At 70.6% G+C, this 17,472-nt stretch carries 17 protein-coding genes; 5 read left to right on the top strand and 12 right to left on the bottom strand.

Going from position 1 to position 17,472, the window contains the following annotated elements; genetic code table 11:
- Nucleotides 1–55: 55 nt before the first annotated feature.
- The 4 genes from LG391_RS00080 to LG391_RS00095 form a co-directional block, all read right to left on the bottom strand.
- On the bottom strand, nucleotides 56–2,398 hold the full coding sequence (locus LG391_RS00080; protein WP_225764205.1) for a penicillin acylase family protein: 2,343 nt from the start codon (nucleotides 2,396–2,398) through the stop codon (nucleotides 56–58).
- A gap of 19 nt (nucleotides 2,399–2,417) precedes the next feature.
- Nucleotides 2,418–3,530 carry an NADH:flavin oxidoreductase/NADH oxidase gene (locus LG391_RS00085; protein WP_225764207.1) on the bottom strand — a complete coding sequence of 371 codons (1,113 nt, stop codon included), beginning with the start codon at nucleotides 3,528–3,530 and terminating at the stop codon, nucleotides 2,418–2,420.
- A 477-nt stretch (nucleotides 3,531–4,007) separates the two neighbouring features.
- Entirely contained in the window at nucleotides 4,008–5,048 is a 1,041-nt protein-coding gene (locus LG391_RS00090; protein ID WP_225764209.1) for an IS110 family transposase, read from the bottom strand.
- A 142-nt stretch (nucleotides 5,049–5,190) separates the two neighbouring features.
- Nucleotides 5,191–6,087 carry a LysR family transcriptional regulator gene (locus tag LG391_RS00095; RefSeq protein ID WP_225764211.1) on the bottom strand — a complete coding sequence of 299 codons (897 nt, stop codon included), beginning with the start codon at nucleotides 6,085–6,087 and terminating at the stop codon, nucleotides 5,191–5,193.
- A gap of 92 nt (nucleotides 6,088–6,179) precedes the next feature.
- Here LG391_RS00095 and LG391_RS00100 point away from each other — a divergent pair, with 92 nt between their 5' ends.
- Nucleotides 6,180–7,016, top strand: coding sequence for an SDR family oxidoreductase (locus tag LG391_RS00100; RefSeq protein WP_225764221.1), 837 nt, complete (start codon nucleotides 6,180–6,182; stop codon nucleotides 7,014–7,016).
- Nucleotides 7,017–7,055: 39 nt separating this feature from the next.
- On the opposite strand, the gene cysW is transcribed toward LG391_RS00100, so the two are convergent.
- From cysW to LG391_RS00125, 5 genes are all read right to left on the bottom strand, one after another.
- Nucleotides 7,056–7,958 (bottom strand): sulfate ABC transporter permease subunit CysW, encoded by a 903-nt coding sequence (gene cysW / locus LG391_RS00105; RefSeq protein ID WP_225764223.1) that lies wholly within the window; start codon nucleotides 7,956–7,958, stop codon nucleotides 7,056–7,058.
- Nucleotides 7,942–8,796 (bottom strand): sulfate ABC transporter permease subunit CysT, encoded by an 855-nt coding sequence (gene cysT / locus LG391_RS00110; protein ID WP_225764225.1) that lies wholly within the window; start codon nucleotides 8,794–8,796, stop codon nucleotides 7,942–7,944. Before cysT ends, cysW begins: the two co-directional genes overlap by 17 nt.
- Before the next feature lie 13 nt (nucleotides 8,797–8,809).
- Entirely contained in the window at nucleotides 8,810–9,808 is a 999-nt protein-coding gene (locus LG391_RS00115; protein WP_225764227.1) for a sulfate ABC transporter substrate-binding protein, read from the bottom strand.
- A gap of 20 nt (nucleotides 9,809–9,828) precedes the next feature.
- The gene (locus LG391_RS00120) at nucleotides 9,829–10,893 is read right to left on the bottom strand and encodes a sulfate/molybdate ABC transporter ATP-binding protein (protein ID WP_225764229.1); all 1,065 of its coding nucleotides are present in this window, start codon (nucleotides 10,891–10,893) and stop codon (nucleotides 9,829–9,831) included.
- A gap of 149 nt (nucleotides 10,894–11,042) precedes the next feature.
- On the bottom strand, nucleotides 11,043–11,240 hold the full coding sequence (locus LG391_RS00125) for a DUF3553 domain-containing protein (protein ID WP_225764230.1): 198 nt from the start codon (nucleotides 11,238–11,240) through the stop codon (nucleotides 11,043–11,045).
- Between the two features lie 90 nt (nucleotides 11,241–11,330).
- On the opposite strand from LG391_RS00125, the gene LG391_RS00130 reads away from it, so the two are divergent.
- The 3 genes from LG391_RS00130 to LG391_RS00140 all read left to right on the top strand — a co-directional run bounded on the left by LG391_RS00130 (nucleotide 11,331) and on the right by LG391_RS00140 (nucleotide 14,239).
- Nucleotides 11,331–12,476, top strand: coding sequence for a PLP-dependent aspartate aminotransferase family protein (locus tag LG391_RS00130; RefSeq protein WP_225764240.1), 1,146 nt, complete (start codon nucleotides 11,331–11,333; stop codon nucleotides 12,474–12,476).
- 29 nt (nucleotides 12,477–12,505) lie between these two features.
- Entirely contained in the window at nucleotides 12,506–13,600 is a 1,095-nt protein-coding gene (locus LG391_RS00135) for an ABC transporter ATP-binding protein (protein ID WP_225764242.1), read from the top strand.
- Between the two features lie 78 nt (nucleotides 13,601–13,678).
- A complete protein-coding gene (locus tag LG391_RS00140; RefSeq protein WP_225764244.1) occupies nucleotides 13,679–14,239 on the top strand; it encodes a GNAT family N-acetyltransferase in 561 nt (186 codons plus the stop codon).
- Here LG391_RS00140 and LG391_RS00145 read toward each other — a convergent pair.
- From LG391_RS00145 to LG391_RS00155, 3 genes are read right to left on the bottom strand one after another with little or no spacing between them, the layout of a single operon-like run.
- On the bottom strand, nucleotides 14,231–15,520 hold the full coding sequence (locus LG391_RS00145) for a sensor histidine kinase KdpD (RefSeq protein WP_225764246.1): 1,290 nt from the start codon (nucleotides 15,518–15,520) through the stop codon (nucleotides 14,231–14,233). The two genes, LG391_RS00140 and LG391_RS00145, sit on opposite strands and share 9 nt — an antisense overlap.
- Nucleotides 15,517–16,074: a hypothetical protein gene (locus tag LG391_RS00150; protein ID WP_225764248.1), complete on the bottom strand. Its 558-nt coding sequence runs from the start codon at nucleotides 16,072–16,074 to the stop codon at nucleotides 15,517–15,519. Before LG391_RS00150 ends, LG391_RS00145 begins: the two co-directional genes overlap by 4 nt.
- A 55-nt stretch (nucleotides 16,075–16,129) precedes the next feature.
- Nucleotides 16,130–16,774 carry a response regulator transcription factor gene (locus LG391_RS00155; protein WP_225764249.1) on the bottom strand — a complete coding sequence of 215 codons (645 nt, stop codon included), beginning with the start codon at nucleotides 16,772–16,774 and terminating at the stop codon, nucleotides 16,130–16,132.
- 373 nt (nucleotides 16,775–17,147) lie between these two features.
- Here LG391_RS00155 and LG391_RS00160 point away from each other — a divergent pair, with 373 nt between their 5' ends.
- Nucleotides 17,148–17,459 carry a DUF736 family protein gene (locus tag LG391_RS00160; protein WP_225764251.1) on the top strand — a complete coding sequence of 104 codons (312 nt, stop codon included), beginning with the start codon at nucleotides 17,148–17,150 and terminating at the stop codon, nucleotides 17,457–17,459.
- Nucleotides 17,460–17,472 lie beyond the last annotated feature (13 nt).

The raw sequence follows: 17,472 nt of genomic DNA on the forward strand, positions 1-17,472 counted from the left end.
GTGCCCTATCTGCTCCGTGGCGGCGATGGCTAAGGGCTGGCCTGCGATCCGGGCCCTATGGCTGCGGCACCAGCGCGATCCGCTGTTCCGCCGCCGCTTCCACCGCCGCGCGGCTGTACAGCAGCGGCACCTGGCCGCCGCGGGCCCAGAGCGGGGCGAGGTCGCGGTAGTGCGGCGAGCGGGGGTCGCCGGACTGGCCGGGGGTGTTGATGCAGGTGCTGCGGTCCCAGTCGCCGACATCCATGACGATGCGGACCGAGGCGCCGGTGATCACCCGGAAATCGTCCGGGCGGTAGGCGGCGTGCATGACCGTGGCGCCGCTGCCGCCCTTCGGCAGCGGGCCGACATCCAGCCCGGCGCGGCGGTCGGGCGCCGCGGCGCTGGCCGGGTGTTCGAAATATCCATGGTGCAGGTCGCCCCAGCGCCAGGCCGACGGGTCACCACCCAGGCGCCGGGCCGCGTCCCGCACCGCTTCGGCCAGGCTGTCCAGCAGCAGCGCGTCGCGGGCTGCGGCGGGATCGGCGCCGAAGCGCGCATCCGGCGCCTCCAGCGCCGCCAGGATGCCGGCGACGTCGCCCGGCGCCAGCAGCCGGCGGATCGCCGGGTCGGGTACGAGGCGGGCGAACAGGGCCGGCTTCAGGTGCTTCGTCCACCACAGCTCGAACAGCGCCGCGGCGGCCGAGCCGGCGTCGAGCCGGGCGTCCCAGCCGCGCAGGAGGCCCAACCCGCGCGCGACATCCGCGTCGCGGGCCTCGAGCGGGTCCAGAAGGCGCTGCATCCGCCGCGCCGGCACCGACAGCGTATCGGCCTGCAACGCCTGCGAGTCGGCGAGGCTGTGGCGGTCCTGGCCGGCCAGCACCTCGCGGATGCGCACGGCCCGGCTGGCCTCCAGCCATTCGAAGCCGACCGGCCGCTCGTCATGCGGCCAGTCCGGCGGCAGATTCAGCTCGTTGGCGGTGGCGACGAAGCCCTCGGGAGGATTCACGAGAACCGGCATCAGCGCCGGGTCCATCATGCCGTCCCATTCATGGCTGCCGTCGCCCGGCACCGGCGCCAGGCCGCGCCAGTTCGGCCGCCGCGGCACATGGCCCGCCGGCAGCCAGGCGATTGTGCCGGCGGTGTCGGCATAGACCTGGTTCACCGACGGCGCGCCCCAGCGCCGCATCGCCGCCCGGAATTCGGCCAGGCTGCGGCTGCGCATGCCGGACAGGCTGGCGAGATAGGCGGCCGAGCCCGGCTCGAACCACACCGACCGCACCGCCACCGCGCTGCGCCGCGCCGGATCGGCGTGGACCACGGGGCCGTGCCGGGTGAAGCGCAGGGTCCGCAGCTGCTCCGGCGCGCCCTTGACGGCGAAGCGCTCCTCCACCGTCCGCATCCGTTCCCAGCCCGCGCCGTAGCGATAGGAGTCCGGATCGCCGGGCTTCGTCTCGTACAGATAGACGTCTTCCTGGTCGGCACCGAAGATGGTCAGGCTGAAGGCGGCGGTGCCGTTGTGGCCCATCATGATGCCGGGCACGGACGGCTCCCCGGCGCCGATCGCGTCGAAGCCCGGCGCGGTCAGGTGCACCAGGTAGCGCAGCGACGGCACGGCATGGGTGCGGTGCGGGTCGGCGGCCAGGATCGGCCGGCCGGTCGCGGTGCGGCTGCCATGCACCGCCCAGTTGTTCGATCCCTCATGCTCCTGCGCGCGCAGCACCTCGCCGAGATCGGTGGCCACCCGCCACAGAGGCGCCTCCTCCAGGGTCGCGGCCAGGCGCTCCGGCGGGAAGGTCACCGGCGCCATGGCCAGGCGGAACAGCTGCAGCGCGTCCGGCGGCACCGCCGCGGGGTCGAAGCCCGGCACCGGGCCGACTTCGACCGGCGGCTCGACCGCCTTGCGCAGCCGGTCGGTGGCGGCGTCGGCGCCCGCCAGCACATGGGCGCGCGCCAGCTCCGACAGGGCGTTGCGGGTCAGGCCGTGGCTGCGGATGCGGACCACATCCTCCGCCTGCCAGCGCGCCGGCTTGGTGCCGAACAGCCGGAACTCCTCCGGCAGCCGCTCCGGCTCGCGCTCGACGAGATCGACATAGGCATTGATGCCGGCGGCGAAGCGGGTGCAGATCGCCTGCGCATCCTCGGCGTAGCTCGCCCATTCCGCCGCCATGTCGCCGCGGTAGAGGAAGTGCCGGCTGGCGATGTCCTGGGCCAGGTAGCCGGGGCCGAAATCGGCGGCCAGCAGGCCCAGGCCGCGCTTGCGCCACAGGTCGATCTGCCACAGCCGGTCGCGGGCGGCGTTGAAGCCCTGCAGGAAGAACAGGTCGTCCAGGCTGCCGGCGGTCAGATGCGGGATGCCCCAGCGGTCGACCAGGATCTCGGCCGGGGCGGCCAGGCCCGGAACGGCGATGGTGTCGGTCATGGCGTTCCGGGCCTCTCCCTTATTCCGCGGCTTCCAGCAGCTTGCGGCCGGGCCAGGCCGGGGCGCCGGCGCGGCGGTATTGCGGCGGCAGGGTCAGCTCGGCGCCGAGCGCGTCGGCCGCGTGCCAGCCCCAGCGCGGATCGTCCAGCACGGCGCGGGCCAGCGCCACCTGGTCGGCATCGCCGCGGGCGACGATGTCCTCCGCCTGGTGCGGGTCGACGATCAGCCCGACGGCGCGGGTGATCAGGCCGCTCTTCTGCCGGATCTCGCGGGCCAGCGGCACCTGGTAGCCGGGGCCGGTCGGGATGCGCGCATGGGCGGCGTTGCCGCCGGAGCTGGCGCAGATGAAATCGAAGCCGATCGCCTTCAGCCCGGCCGCCAGCACCGCGGCCTCCTCGACGCCGAAGCCGCCTTCGACCCATTCCGAGGCGCTGACGCGGACGCCGAGCGCGATGCCGGCCGGCACCACGTCGCGCACCGCCTGCGCCACCGCCAGCGGGAAGGCGCGCCGGCGCTCGGCGTCGCCGCCCCAGCGGTCGTCGCGCCAGTTCGACAGCGGCGACAGGAAGCTGTGCAGCAGATAGCCATGGGCCATGTGCAGCTCGATCGCATCGAAGCCCAGCCGCACGGCGCGTTCGCTGGCCGCGACGAACGCGGCCTTGACCCGCTCCAGTCCGGCCTCGTCCAGCGCCTCGGGCGTGTGCCAGCCGGTGTCGAAGGGCAGGGGGGAGGGGCCGACGGTCGGCCAGGGATCCTGGTCGGGGCCGAGGGGGCGGCCGCCCTCCCACGGGCGCTGGGTCGACGCCTTGCGCCCGGCATGGGCCAGCTGGATGCCGAAGCGGGTGCCGGGCAGGGCGACGGCGCGGGCCGCGGCGAGGGCGCGGGCGATCGACCGCTCATTGGCATCGGAATAGAGGCCGAGGCAGCCATGGGTGATGCGGCCGCGGCGCTCGACGCCGGTCGCCTCCACCACCACCAGCGCGGCGCCGGACATGGCGAGGTTCATCCAGTGCTGCAGGTGCCAGTCGGTGGCGCTGCCGTCATCGGCGGAATACTGGCACATCGGCGCCACCACGATCCGGTTGGGCAGCGGGACCGGGCCGAGGGCAAGCGGGGAGAAGAGAGCGGACATGGGTGATCGCTCGATCGGTTACGGGAGGGACGTGAACGTCGACGGCGTCGCGTTGAATGTTATGTCAGGTCTTTCGATCCGCACCAGCCATCGGCGCAGGGCAGATCCGACGGGATCGCGATGCGGCCCTTATTCTCGGCAGCCCAACGAAACCATCTTCGTCATGGCGAGGAGGCGAAGCCGACGTGGCCATATGTGGACGGCCCCCTGCCTGCAAGGCATTCGGGCGAGGGCTGGGAGCGGATCGCTTGCATCCATATGTCCGGCCTGTTGAGTGCGGTCGCGAGGACCGCTGGCCAAGATGATATCCACGGCGGGAGACCCAGACAGGGGCGAGACGTCGAGGCGCCACTGGATGGCACGGAGTGTCTCCCGCTTTGGATCGATCGATCCCAATCATCTGCTCGTCTGCTTGCAAGGTCCGGCCTCGGCGGGAGCGGGCGAGCCCGGGAGGGCTGTCCGCTCCCGGCGGAGCTCTCAGGCGCCGAGGGTTGCGGTGGGTTGGAGGCGATAGCGCTCGCCGGAGACCATCAGCTTCCAGGCGATGCGGGCGACCTTGTTGGCCAGCGCCACGGCGGCGAGCTTGGGCGGCTTGCGGGCGAGGAGCGCGAGCAGCCAGGGCGGGGCCCAGCGGCTGGTGCCGCGGCGGGCCTGCCGGATCAGGGAAGTGGCGCCGCCCACGAGCTGGCTGCGCAAGGTCTCGTCGCCGGCGCGGGTGATCACGCCCAATCGCTGCTTGCCGGCGGTGGAGTGGTTCTTCGGCGTGAGGCCGATCCAGGCGGCGAAGTCGCGGCCGGAGCGGAAGCGCTGCGGGTCGGGCGCCTTCAGCACCAGAAGGCTGGCGCCGATCGGCCCGATGCTGGGGATCTCGGCCAGGCGACGGCTCTGTTCGTCCTGCCGGTGCCAAGCCATCAGCTTGGCGTCGGCCTCTTTGATCCGCGCCTTGAGCCGGGCATGCTCGGCGGCCAGCCCGGCGAACAGGGCCCGCGCCGTCTCCGGCACCGCCGCCTCGCTCTCGATCCGCCGCAGCAGCGTCGTGACCTTGGCCGGGCCCTTGGCGGCGACCAGCCCGAACTCGGTGGCATAGCCGCGGATGGTGTTGACCAGCCGGGTCCGCTGCCGCACCAGCCGGTCGCGCAGCCCGATCAGCATCAAAGCCGCCTGGGTCTCGGCGCTCTTCACCGGCACCAGGCGCTGCCGCACCTTCGGCCGGCTCATCGCCTCGCAGATCCCCTCGGCATCCGCCGCGTCGTGCTTGCCGCGCGGCACATAGGGCTTCACGTATTGCGGCGGGATCAGCTCCACCTGATGGCCCAGGGCCTGCAGCTCGCGGGCCCAGTAATGTGACCCGCCGCAGGCCTCCATCCCCACCCCGCACGGCGGCTGCTTGGCGAAGAACGCCAGCACGTCTCGCCGCCGCAGCTTCTTCCGCAGCACCACCCGCTCCTCGGCATCCACCCCATGCAGCTGGAAAACACTCTTCGACGTATCCATTCCGATGCGCGTAATCTCGACCACGGACGGCCTCCTTCGATGAGATCTTTGACAGCCTCATCCTGGCACGCTGATGCCGTTCGGGGGCCGTCCACCTCATCAGGGCCAGTGCGAGCCGCCCTGGATGGCCACGGCGCTCCGCGCCTCGCCATGACGGGAAGGGGCATCAGCGCTGTCTCCGTGCCTTCTGGAAGTGGGCGACGAACGCCCTCAGCCCGGCCGAGGGCAGGCGCTGGCGCGGGTAGTAGAGGCACAGGCCCGGGAAGGGCGGTGTCCAGTCCGCCAGCACCTGCCGCAACCGCCCTGACTCCAGATCCGGCGCCGCCGTGCGCGCGCTGACGAAGGCCAGCCCGGCGCCGGCCACGGCCGCCTGGTGGCTCAGCTCCGGGCTGCCGATGGTCAGCCGGCCGGGCGGGTCGATGCGGATCTCCTCGCCCTGATGCTCGAACTCCCAGCGCAGGATCGCGCCGCTCGGCAGCCGGGCGCGGATGCATTCATGCGCGAACAGGTCGGCCGGCGCCCGCGGCACGCCGCGTGCTTCCAGATAGCCCGGCGCGGCGACCACGATCATCGCCTCGTCGATGCCCAGCGGCACCGAGACCATGTCCTGCGGCACGGCCTCGGCTAGGCGGATGCCGGCGTCGAAGCCGGCGGCGACGATGTCGATCATCCGGCCCTCGGTGACCAGGTCGACCCGCATCTCCGGATTTGCGGCCATGAAGTCGAGCACGATCGGCAGGATCCGCGCCGACCCGCCTTCGGAGCTGTTCAGCCGCAGCAGCCCGGCCGGCGTGTCGCGGAACCGGTTAACCGTCTCCACCGCCTCGGCGATCTCGCGCAGCGCCGGCTGGATCCGGGCCAGGAACTGCTCGCCCGCCTCGGTCACCGCGACGCTGCGGGTGGTGCGGTTGAACAGCCGCACGCCCAGCCGCCGCTCGATGCTGGCGACGCGGTGGCTCAGGGAGGAGGGCGACAGCCCCAGCTCCGCCGCCGCGGCGCGGAAGCTGCGCTGGGTCGCCACCGCGCCCAGCGCTGCCAGCTCGCTCAGGGTCAGATCCGCCATTGTCCGGCTGCTTTCATCAACTTGTCCAGGATTGAGCGGATTATCACAACAGCGGGGCAGGGGCATATCGAGGTCTCACTCAGGAGATTTCGATGACGCACACCGTTCTCATCACCGGCTGTTCCACCGGCTTCGGCGAGGCCACGGCCCGCCTGTTCGCCTCGCGCGGCTGGAACGTCGTCGCCACGATGCGCCGGCCCGGGGATGGCGCCGCCCTGGCCGTGCTCGGCGACAATGTCCTCGTCACCCGGCTGGATGTGCAGGACCCGGCCAGCATCGACGCCGCGGTGGCCGAGGCGATCGGCCGGTTCGGCCGCATCGACGTGCTGGTGAACAATGCCGGCTTCGGGCTGTTCGGCGTGTTCGAGGCCGCGCCGCGCGAGAAGATCCAGGAGCAGTTCGACGTCAACGTCTTCGGCGTGATGGACGTGACCCGCGCCCTGCTGCCGCATTTCCGGGCCAATCGGGCCGGGACGATCGTCAACATCAGCTCTGGCGCCGGGGTGTTCACCCTGCCGATGATCTCGCTGTACTGCGCCTCGAAATTCGCGCTGGAGGGCTTTTCCGAGGCGCTGTCCTACGAGCTGGCGTCGCTGGGCATCGCGGTGAAGATCGTCGAGCCCGGCGGCGTCACCAAGACCCGCTTCGGCGAGCGCAGCGCCGCCGAGGCCGGGCAGTCGGCCGAGTTGCCGGATTACGAGCCCTTCCTGGAGGGAGCGACGCGCCTCTTCGCCGGGCTGCGCGCCGCCCGCGCGGATTCGACCAGCGAGGAGGTGGCCGAGGTGATCTGGACCGCGGCCACCGACGGCACCGACCAGCTGCGCTATGTCGCCACCGAGGACATCAAGCCGCTGGTCCGCGCTCGGCGCGAGACCTCGGAGGCGGAGTACATGGCCTTCATGCGCGAGCGGATGACGCCTGCGTCGTAGGTTGGGTTCGCGTCCGCGAACCCAACCTACGTCCGACTGTCAGTGGCCAGGTCTGCCAGACCGACGACTATGCCGCTCCACCAGCGCCTTCGCCGCCAGCGTCACCAAGGCCAGCAGCGCTAGGGTCGAGGCGGCGGCGAAGGCGCCGACCGCGTTGTAGTCGTTGTACAGCAGCTCGATCTGCAGCGGCAGCGTGTTGGTCTGGCCGCGGATGTGGCCGGAGACGACCGAGACGGCGCCGAATTCGCCCATCACCCGGGCGTTGCACAGCACCACGCCGTACAAGAGCGCCCATTTGATGTTCGGCAGGGTGATGCGGAAAAAGGTCTGCCAGCCATTGGCGCCCAGCGTCGCCGCCGCCTCCTCCTCGTCGCGCCCCTGCGCCTGCATCAGCGGGATCAGCTCGCGCGCCACATAGGGCGAGGTGACGAACAGGCTCACCAGCACGATCGCCACCGGGGTGAACATCAGGCGGATGCCGTGGTCCTGCAGCCAGGGGCCGAACAGGCCGTTGGCGCCGTAGAGGAACAGGTACACGACGCCGGCCACGATCGGCGACACCGAGAACGGGATCTCCACCAGCGTGGTCAGCAGGCGCCGGCCGCGGAACTGGAACTTGGCGATCGCCCAGGCCGCCATGATGCCGAACACGGTGTTGATGGGCACCACGATCAGCGCCGTGGTCACGGTCAGCCCGATGGCGTGCAGCGTCTCGCGCTCGCCGATGTTGCGGGCGAAGACTGCCAGGCCGGCGGAGAAGGCCTGGGCGAAGATCACCGCGATCGGCGCCACCAGCACCAGGGCCGCGGCCAGCAGGGCGAGGCCGATCAGGATGCGCCGGGTCCAGCGCCCCTCGCCGATGCAGGGCGATCGGCGCGGCCTGGCGACGGCGGCGCTCGTGGTCACGGCCGCGGCCGGGTCGCGGTCAACGGCGATCGACATGGCGCAGGAACCGGGCCTGGAGCAGGTTGGTGGCGAGTAGCAGCACGAAGGCGGCGGCCAGGATGGTCATCGCCAGCGCCGCGGCGGCGGCATAGTCGTATTCCTCCAGCCGGATGAACACCAGCAGCGCCGTGATCTCGGTCTGCATCGGCCGGTTGCCGGCGATGAAGATGACGGCGCCGAACTCGCCCAGGCTGCGGGCGAAGGCCAGGCTGCAGCCGGCCAGGAAGGCGGGCAGGATCGCCGGCCACACCACATGCCGCAGGGTCGACCAGTCGCCGGCGCCCAGCGTCCGGGCCGCCTCCTCGACGCCCTCGTCCAGGTCCTCCAGCACCGGCTGCACGCTGCGCACCACGAAGGGCAGGCTGGTGAAGGCCATGGCCACGGCGATGCCCAGCGGGGTGTAGGCGACCGGGATGCCCAGCGCCGCCAGCGGCGCGCCGAACCAGCCGTTCCTGGCGAACAGCGCGGTCAGGGCGATGCCGGCCACCGCGGTCGGCAGGGCGAAGGGCAGGTCGACGATGGCGTCGAGCAGCCGCCGCCCGGGGAAGCGGTAGCGCACCAGCACCCAGGCCAGCAGCAGCCCGACCACGCCGTTGAACAGCGTCGCCGCCAGCGCCATGCCCAGCGTCACCTCGTAGCTGGCGAGGGCGCGGGGCGAGGTGACGATGGCGAGGAACTGGGCCGGCGTCAGGCTGGCCGCCTTCAGCGCCAGGGCGCCCAGCGGCAGCAGCACGATCAGCACCAGGTAGACCAGCGTGCAGCCCAGCGTCAGCCGGAATCCGGGCAGCACCCGGCGCCGGGCGGGACGGGGGGCGGCGAGGGCGACGCTGGTCATATGGCGCCGCGGCTCACCGGTTCACGAACACGGTGTCGAGGATGCCGCCGGAGGCGAAATGCTCGGCATTCACCTTGTCCCAGCCGCCGAACACCTCGTCGACCGTGGCCAGCGTCACCGCCGGGAACTGGTCGGCATGCTTGGCCGCGACCTCGGCCAGGGTCGGGCGGTAGAAATGCTCGGCCAGGATCTCCTGGGCCGCCGGCTGGTACAGGAAGTCGAGATAGCCTTTGGCCAGCTCCGCCGTGCCGCGGGCTTCCACGACCTTGTCGACCACCGCCACCGGGAAATCGGCCTTCAGGCTGGTCGGCGGCACCACCACCTCGAAGCCGCGGTCGCCGTATTCCTTCTGGATGCCGCGGGTCTCGGCCTCGAAGGTGATCAGCACGTCGCCGGTCTCGCGCTCGACGAAGGTGGTGGTGGCGCCGCGCCCACCGGTGTCGAACACCGGGACGTGCGACAGCACGGTCTTGACGAACTCCTGCGCCTTCTTCTGGTCGCCGCCATTGGCCTTCAGCGCCCAGGCGTAGGCGGCGAGATAGGTGTAGCGGGCATTGCCGGAGGTCTTCGGGTTCGGGAAGACGATCTGCACGTCGTCGCGCGCCAGGTCGCCCCAGTCCTTGATCCCCTTCGGGTTGCCGTTCCGCACCAGGAAGGCGGGGAAGGAGTAGTAGGGCGAGGCGCCGTTCGGGAAGGCCGACTGCCAGCCCGGCTTGACCGCGCCGCCCTTCTCCAGCGCGGTGATGTCGGTCGCCTGGTTGAAGGTGACGACATCGGCCTGCAGCCCCTCCAGGATCGACCGCGCCTGCTTCGAAGTGCCGGCATGCGACTGCTCGACCGTCACCTCCTGGCCGGACTTGCCCTTCCAATAGGTCTGGAACGCCGGGTTGATGTCGACGAACAGCTCGCGCCCGACATCGAAGGAGGCGTTGAGGATGGTGGTCTGGGCCGCGGCCGCACCGCCGCTCAGCAGCCCGGCCGCCATGGCCAGCGCCAGGAGGGAACGCTTCATTCTGTGCTCCACGGAAAAAGTCAGGCAGCGCGGCGCGCCGGGAACAGGCCGAAATGGCTGGCGGCGACGCGCAGCGTCTCGCCTGGGGCCGGCAGGCGGGCGGCGAGCTGGCGCCGGTGCCACTCCAGGTCGATCGGGATCGCGCCGTGCTGGGTCACCGCCTCGACCCGCACCAGCGGTCCGACGACGTTGACGGCGCGGACCGCGACCGGGAAGGCCTCTGCCGCGGTGTCGTGCGGCAAGAGGTCGTGCGGCCGGACGAAGATCTCGCCCTCGCCCTCGGGCCCGGCATAGAAGGCCGGGCGCGGCAGCACCGCGCCCTCGACATCGACCCGGTCGGGCCCGATGCGGCAGGGCAGCCGCACCGCCTGGCCCAGGAACTCGTAGACGAAGGGCGTCGCCGGCCGCTCATAGACCTCGCCGGGGCTGCCGATCTGCTCGACCCGGCCGTGATCCATCACCACCACCTGGTCGGCCAGCTCCAGCGCCTCCTCCTGGTCGTGGGTGACGAAGACGGTGGTGAGCTTCAGCGTCTGGTGCAGCTCGCGCAGCCAGCGGCGCAGGTCCTTGCGTACCCGGGCGTCGAGCGCGCCGAAGGGCTCGTCCAGCAGCAGGATGCGCGGCTCGATCGCCAGCGCCCGGGCCAGGGCCACGCGCTGGCGCTGGCCGCCGGACAGCTGGTCGGGGTAGCGGTCGCCGAACTTCTCCAGCTGCACCAGGGCCAGCAATTCCTTGGCGCGGGCGCGGATCGCCTCGGCCTCCGGCCGGGTCTGGCGCGGCCGCACCTTCAGGCCGAAGCCGATATTGTCCAGCACGCTCATGTGCCGGAACAGGGCGTAGTGCTGGAACACGAAGCCGACCTGGCGGTCGCGGACATCGACCGCCGACATGTCGGTGCCGCCGATCCTGAGCGTGCCGGCATCGGCGTGCTCCAGCCCGGCGATGATGCGCAGCAGCGTCGTCTTGCCCGAGCCGGAAGGGCCGAGCAGGGCGCAGAGATGCCCCGCCTCGATGTCGAGGCCGATCCCCGACAGGGCGGTGAACTCCTGAAACCGCTTCTCGATTCCGCGAAGCTCGACGCGCATCGATTTTGCCTGTATTTTACTGTAAATAAAGGGCTTCCATCATAGCGGAACGTAAAACGCATGCCAGCGGAAAATCCGGCATGGTGCGGATAGGTCTGAGAGATTGAACAAAAGAATATCGTCATTGCCGGGCTTGACAACGAGGGGGGCTACGCCTCCTCGACCGGCTCCAACTGGACGACCGAGCCGTCGATCAGCACCTTGCCGCGGTTCTCGAAATTCACCGTGATCCGGCTGCCGATCACCGACTGCACCTGACCGGGGCCCCAATCGGGCTGGTCGGGGTGCCGCACCCACATACCGGGCGCCAGCCCCAGATCGATCCCGAACCCGTTCTCGAACGCCATCGACAAGCTCCCACGGCCTCACGGCCACGTTGCCACGGATTGCAGGGCCGCGTCAGGGGAGTTACACCCGGAATGCACCTCGGAGTTCCCATGGTCGATCGGCCGCCCTGCCGCCCCGAAACCCTCGCCGCCCGCCTCGACGGCTATCTCTGCGGCGACACCGGCGCGATCGTGCCGCCGATCCACCCGTCCTCGACCTATGCCCGCGACGCCGCCTATGCCCAGGTCGGCGGCCGCGGCTACAGCCGCGACGACAACCCCACCTATCTGCAGGCCGAGGCGCTGCTGGCGCGGCTGGAGGGCGGGGCCGGGGCGATGCTGTTCGCCTCCGGCATGGCGGCGATCGCGGCCCTGTTCCAGGCGCTGGCGCCGGGCGACCACGTCGTCTGCTCGCGCGACATGTATTTCGGCACGGCCAAGCTGCTGCGCGAGGTTCTGGTCCCCTGGGGCCTGGCCTGCGACTGGGTCGACACCGGCGACCTCGACGCCCTGCGCGCCGCGGTCCGGCCCGGGGCGACGAAGCTGGTCTTCGTCGAGACCCCGGCCAACCCGGTCTGGTCGGTCACCGACATCGCCGGCGCCGCCGCCGTCGCCCATGCGGCCGGGGCCTTGCTCGCGGTCGACAACACCTCGGCCTCGCCGGCGCTGTGCCGGCCGATCGCGCATGGCGCCGACCTCGTCGTCCATTCCGCCACCAAATACCTGAACGGCCATTCCGACGTGGTCGCCGGCGCGGTGGTGACGGCGGCGGACGGACCGCTGTGGCAGCGCATCGGCCGCATCCGCTTCCTGGCCGGACCGGTGCTGGGCCCGTTCGAGGCCTGGCTGCTGCTGCGCGGCATGCGCACCCTGTTCGTGCGGGTGCGCGCCGCCAGCGCTTCTGCCCAGCGCATCGCCGAGCGCTTCGACGGCCATCCGGCGGTGGCGCAGGTCTGCTACCCCGGCCTGCTGGGCTTCCCCGGCCACGCCGTCGCGGCGCGGCAGATGGAGGGCGGCTTCGGCGGCATGCTGTCGCTGCGCCTGACCGGCGGCCGCGACGCGGCTTTGCGCGCGGTCTCCCGCGTCCGCATCTTCATCCGCGCCACCTCGCTCGGCGGGGTCGAGAGCCTGATCGAGCACCGCGCCACGATCGAGAAGGAGGACGGCACCGTGCCCGACGACCTGCTGCGCCTGTCGATCGGCATCGAGGCGGTCGAGGATCTGATCGCGGATCTGGAACAGGCGCTGGACGGGTAGGCGCACGAACAAGGAAGAACAGGGACGGCATGGCGGACAGGGAAGCGGGGGCCTTCGTCGAATTCGTCGACGTGGCCAAGACCTATGACGGCGAGACGCTGGTGGTGCGCGGGCTGGATCTCGCCATCCGGCAGGGCGAGTTCCTGACGCTGCTCGGCCCCTCCGGCTCGGGCAAGACCACGACGCTGATGATGCTGGCCGGCTTCGAGACGCCGACCCGCGGCCGCATCCTGCTGGAGGGCAAGGCGATCGACGCGCTGCCGCCCTGGCGGCGCGACATCGGCATGGTGTTCCAGAACTACGCTCTGTTCCCGCACATGACGGTGCGCGAGAACGTCGCCTTCCCGCTCAAGGTCCGCGGCATCGGCGGCGCGGATGCCGAGAAGCGGGTCGAGCGCGCGCTCGACATGGTCAAGCTGGCCGGCTTCGGCGGCCGCCGGCCGGCCCAGCTCTCCGGCGGGCAGCAGCAGCGCGTCGCCCTGGCCCGCGCCCTGGTGTTCGAGCCGCGGCTGGTGCTGATGGACGAGCCGCTCGGCGCGCTCGACAAGCAGCTGCGCGAGCATATGCAGCTCGAGATCAAGCACCTGCACCGCTCGCTCGGCGTCACCGTGGTCTATGTCACCCACGACCAGGGCGAGGCGCTGACCATGTCGGACCGCATCGCCGTGTTCCATGAGGGCGGGATCGACCAGCTGGCGGCGCCGGACGACCTGTACGACCGGCCGGAGACTGCCTTCGTCGCCCAGTTCATCGGCGAGAACAACCGGCTGGCCGGGACGGTCGAGACCCTGGCGGGCGGGCAGTGCACCGTGGCGGTCGATGGCGGCGGCTCGGTGCTGGCGACGCCGGTCGGGGCGGCGGGGCAGGGAGCCCGCGCCACTTTGTCGATCCGGCCGGAGCGGGTGCGGCTGGCGCCCGGCGCCGAGGCCGGGCCGAACCGCTTCCCGGCCCGGATCGAGGAGCTGATCTTCCACGGCGACCACACCCGCGCCCGGCTGTCGCTGCTGGGCCGTGACGATTTCGTGCTCAAGCTGCCGAACGCCGATGGCCGGCCGGCCCTGGCGCCGGGCGAGGCGGTGACCGTCGGTTGGTCCGCTGCCGACTGCCGGGCGCTGACCGTGTGACTTGCTCGAAATTATTGGGTGTCCGGCCGCTCCGGTTGTAGGAGGAATCATCCCCGCCGACTCACCTAGGGACCCCGCATGCCGGATCCGATCGTGCCGGGCGAGACCGAGAGGCTGATCCTCCGGCGCTTCGTGTCGGAGGATTTCGAGGCCTTCCACGGCTATCACCGCCTGCCGGAGGTCGCGCGCTACCTGTACCGCAACCCGCGCACGCCGGAGCAGTCGCGGGCGGCGCTGGAGCGGTTCGGCGCGCTGAAGTTCGAGGGCGAGGGCGACGAGCTGGTGCTGGCGGTGACATCCCGCGAGACCGGCGCCCTGCTCGGCGACGTGGTGCTGAAATGGGTCAGCCGCGAGGCCCGGCAGGCCGAGATCGGCTACACCTTCGCGCCGGAGGCGGCCGGCCGCGGCTATGCCACCGAGGCGGCGCGGGCGGTGCTGGGCCTGGGCTTCGGCCGGTTCGACTTCCACCGCATCTTTGCCCGCTGCGACGCGCTGAACACCGGGTCGATCAACGTCCTCAGGCGGCTCGGCATGCGGCAGGAGGCGCATCTGATCCAGAACGACCGGTTCAACGGCGTCTGGGGCGACGAACTGATCTTCGCCATGCTGCAGGAGGAGTGGAACCGGCTGTCAGGCTGACACCGGGCGGGCCTGCTCGGTGGTCCCGGCCTTGCGGCGAAGCGGGTAGAAGATCCGCACCGAGGTGCCGCAGCCTTCCTCGGATTCGATCCGGAAGCGGCCGCCGAGGGCCTTCACCATCTCGGCGCAGCCGGTCAGGCCGAGGCCGACATGGCTGCCGGCCCGCATCGAGAAGAACGGCTCCGCCGCCTTCGCCCGGACCGCCGGCGACATGCCGAGGCCCTCGTCGATCACCTCGAGAACCAGGCGGCGCCCGAGGGGAAAGCGTCGCGTCAGCCTGGCGCGCAGGACGACGGGCGACTCCGGCTTCCCGGCCGCGGCGACGGCCTGCTCGGCGTTGCGGACCAGCTCATCGAGGATCAGGTGGAACTGCGGCGACGCCACCAGCGCCGCCCGTGCCTCCTCGGGGACGTCGAACTGGATCCGGCCCGCATGATCATGGGAGAGGGCGTCCAGGATGCTCTGCAGCGCCACGCTCCCGGTCGGCTTCGCCGAATAGGCGATCCTCAGCAGGCCGTTGTTGATGCTGTCCAGTTCCGTCGCCGCCCGCGAGGCGGCGGCGACCATCTCCGGATCGGGGGTCTGGCCGTCACGCAGCCCCTTGATGAACAGGGCCAGCGCCGCGACCCGGGAGCGCGTCATATGCGCAAAGAGCGAGGCGAAGGAGCGGATCTGCTGGTCCTTCCGCCGCGCCATCATCGACTGCTGGTGGATGATCACCCCGACCACGATCACGGCGGCCAGCGCCATGACGAAGATCGCCGTGTTGCGCAGGGCGCTCTCGGCGATGTGCGCGGTTTCGTTCAGGGTGCGGCTGTGGGCGCCGGTCGTGCCCGAGACCTGGAACATGTCCTGCTGGATGTCGGCCAGCAGGGCCAGCGTCTCCTGGTCGTTCGCCGACGCGCTGAGATTCGGCAGGATCCGGGTGCGGATGATCTGGATGCTGCGGTCGAGCCTGGAGAAGTCCTGGGGCTCGAGGAAGTGGTCGATGTATTGCAGGTTGCGCAGCGCCACCATGTTGAACTGCAGCAGGCCGACCTCCTGCGCCAGCTGCGGCTCCCGCTCCCCCGTGGCCATCGACAGCCGCAGCAGCCCGACGATGTTGGCCAGCCGCTCGCGGATCTGGGACCCTCGCCACTGCACCTCGTAGGACTGCATGAGGAGGATGTCGGTCTCCTCGCGATAGTGCTCCGACTGCATGAACGACCAGGAGCCCAGCAGGATGGCGACGGCCAGCGCGACATAGGGCACGACGTCCAGCCATCGCCGCAGCGCCCTCATGAGCCGGGCCGCAGGGCGACGACGAACCAGACCCAGATCGCGTTTCGTCCGGCCGTGTTGGATCTGGGCAGCTGGTCGAGCGGCCAGATGATCGAATAGGGCCCGGAATCCGCCAGGTCCAACGCCCTGTAATCCTGGCCGTCCGCGCATCGCCCGTTCTTGTGGTCGGTCGCGGTGCAGCCCCGTTCGATGGCGAGGATCGGCTCGTACTGCTTGATCTCGTCCATCCGGAGGGTGGTGATGAAATCGTCGTAGGCGAAGACCTCGATGCTCTCGGCATCGCCCAGCCCGCTCCGCGCCAGGACCTCCTTCAGGTCCGGGCCGCGGTAGCGGATGGTCTCCCCGGCTTCGCTCCACGGCGTTCCGGTCTCGATCACCCGCTGCGGGAAGGCGGCCTTGATCTGCTCCGGCGTGTAGGACGCGATCGCCTGGCCGGGAGAGCTCTCGATCCGAAGGATGTGGGGGTCCTCGTAGCCGACCGGGGCCGCGACCGCGCCGCAGGTCATGGCCAGCATGGCGGCGGCGGGCAGCGCCATGCGGAGGGTACGAAGCATCAGCGTGACCGCGGCGGGGCAGGGGAAGAAAGGCGGGCGGGCGGGGCGGTCATGCTCAGGCGCCTTTCGGGAACAGCCCGTTCTTCAGCAGCTTGGCGCGCGCCTGCTTATAGTACTTCTCGACCGTGTAGGGGTCGATGCCGAACCGGTCGCCCATCTTCTCGTAGATCTCCTTGCGTTTGACGCCCTTCGGCCGGTTGCGCATGAAATCGATGATCTCCTGCTCCCGGGGGGTCAGGCCGGAATAGTAGAATTCCGGCGTCACCGTCTTGACCGCGGACAGCGACAGCGAGAAGCGGGTGTCCGAGATCTCGTCGATGATGCTGGAGAGCGTGTCCCGGTCGAGGCCGGTCTTGCCGACATAGGCGTTGGCGCCGAGCATCCGGCAGGCCTCGCCCTCCTCGACGGAGTCCGATCCGGTGACGACGATGTGCAGCGCGTCCGGCGAGGCGTCGATCACCGCCTTGACCACGGCCAGCCGGTGCTGCGGCGAGGTCGGGTCGAAGCCGGGCAGGCCCGGGTCGATGATCACCAGGTCGAAACTGTGCTCCCGCAGCAGGCCGGATGCGATTTCCCAGGTCGCGGCACCCTGGACGATGCAGTCCCGCAGGGCTGCCTTCAACTCGTTGATCAAGGCCAGGCGCATCAGATCCTGGTCCTCGATCACCAGCGCGCGTGAGGTCTGATCACCAGCCGTCATGACGAGATCTTCCACGATGGGTCCCCGAGGATCGTAGTCCGGCTGTCCACCGCGCGCTAGGCCAGGATTCGTCTCGAATGCCATTGATCTCGCTGGCGAAAAAGGGGTGATGCCCCCCCTTTCTTTGACCCCGGAATCAGGCCTGAAGTGATAAGTCGATCACGGTCGTGATTCCGCATGTTGTCGTTTGTGGAAGTGTCGCGCGGATGGAAAATTTACTAAAAAACGTGACATCTTTTGTCAACTGGAACCTTGGTGCGCCGGCCGAGTTCCTTTGTGGCATCTTGTGCTCGCCACCCCCTGGCAGGGGGCGGACGGAACGCCTCGCGCTCCGGGCCGCGGCGATGCGCAACCCCGTCACCGAGGACCCGTCATGACCACGATCGGCATCGGCACGCTCTACCGCAACCGCGATGTCATCGAAGGGCCGGTCAGGACGCTGCTGTTCCAGGATCGGATCCGGCTGGTCCCGAACCCGCGGGCGGCGGACAGCCCGAAGGCGCCCGACCTCCTGATCTATTCCGGCGAGAACGAGATCGGCGGCGCCTGGGCCTGCCGGCGGGAGGAGCAGCCGGTCTCCTACAACGTGCAGATCCGCGACCCGCACGTCTCCCGGCCGATCCACGCGACGCTGTGCCAGTCGGACCAGGACGACGACCGCTTCGACCTGTTCTGGTCGCACTGAGGCGGGCCGGCGC

Source organism: Inquilinus sp. Marseille-Q2685, from assembly GCF_916619195.1.
Classification (GTDB): Bacteria; Pseudomonadota; Alphaproteobacteria; order DSM-16000; family Inquilinaceae; genus Inquilinus.